Source organism: Mucilaginibacter sp. GW821-FHT07G05, assembly GCF_059418565.1.
The window spans coordinates 1-1,441 of sequence record NZ_JBWKQC010000022.1 but is presented as its reverse complement, the minus strand read 5'-3'; the positions used below and the strand labels follow the sequence as shown (position 1 = coordinate 1,441).

General features: G+C 44.3%; 1 protein-coding gene and 1 pseudogene. Both read right to left on the bottom strand.

Translation table 11 applies throughout. The features are described 5' to 3' along the window. Positions 1-44: 44 nt before the first annotated feature. Positions 45-980 (bottom strand): IS3 family transposase, encoded by a 936-nt coding sequence (locus AC07NA_RS26210; RefSeq protein WP_494901026.1) that lies wholly within the window; start codon positions 978-980, stop codon positions 45-47. An 8-nt stretch (positions 981-988) separates the two neighbouring features. Next, positions 989-1,441: pseudogene (locus AC07NA_RS26205) on the bottom strand (hypothetical protein); the annotation flags it as partial.

Genomic DNA, 1,441 nt, shown 5'->3' with positions numbered 1-1,441 from the left:
TGTCTCGTCCTAAAAAAAGTTTACAGGTTTTTAAGATAGTCCTGTCATGTGTTTACGGTTACAGTGATGTCCTGGGCTACGTTTACAATATTAGTTTTTTTGACGTAATAGTTCTTCCACAATTTTTCAGGCAGCAGACTGCTTATATGCACGTGTTGTGGTGTTAGTAAACCGATGCTGTAGTGTGGTCTATATTGGTTGTACAATTCAATGGCCTTATTTAGCAGTTGTTTTGCTTCTTGCTTGTTTTCAGGACGATGATGCCTGAGATATTCTTCTTTGAGTATACCATTCATACGTTCAGCAACGGCATTCTCTAATGGGTCGCCGTTCTCGGTCATACTGATCCTGATACCTTGGTCCTGCAATAGCTTTACATAGCTTGCTGTGCAATACTGCACCCCTCTGTCCGAATGATGTATAAGTGCCCCGGGCAGTTGTTCAGGCAGATCCTTTAATGCCATTTTCAAAGCCTGTATAGTTTCCACGGTTTCTAAGGTGTCCGCCAGATGATAGCCAACAACCTTATGTGAGAAAGCGTCCGTTATCAAACTGATGTACAAATGTTCTTCCTTTACTTTCCAATACGTAATATCGCTCACCCATAGCTGGTTGGGTCTTTTGACCTCCAGCTTACGGATGATGTTAGGCCAACGGTTGAACCGGTGACCCGACCAGGTCGTCACATGCCGGCGGCGGCGTTTCTTTACTAACAGGCCATTAGCGGCCAACAGATCGAACAGAGCATCACGTCCCATTTTGATCCCGTGTTCAAGCAGGAAAGGGTGCAGCATCTCGTATAGCTTCCTGCCTCCCATCACCCGGTGGTCCCGGCGAATGCTGATAACCTCTTGTAATACAAGCGCGTCCTCTATGCCTAAAGCTTCCTGCTGCCAAAAGTGTTGATAATAGGCCTGGCGGGTAATACCAAGTAACCGGCATAGTCTTACAAGGCTGATCCTTGTATATATGTCCTTCATCTCATGGATCACTTGGTATCCGACTTTTTTCGGATAGAGATGTTAAGATCATGCTCAGCGATCTCGATCATGCGCTTATACATCTCACTGCGAAGCTGCTCGTCTTCCAGCAGGCGCTCGAGTTCCTTGATGCGCTGTTGTTCTTCAGACAAAGCATCCGATGGCTGATCATTATTTGTTTTCTTTGCAGGCAAGTATAGTGGGTTTGCTATCGGCAAATATGCTGCTTTTTGATAGATATCTGCATAACCCAATTCCTTTAACCAGCTTTGGATCGCGCTCCGGTATCTGATATTATACTTCGACAATAGATCTGTCTTGGCTACACCTGTGCGCAAATATTCGTCACATACTTTTCGCTTAAAGGCTTCATCAAAATATTGTGGTGACCGACGCTTTTCTTTTAATTCTTTTCCTTTCATTTGATTTACTTTAACGTAAACCCTTTTCAGGACAAGACA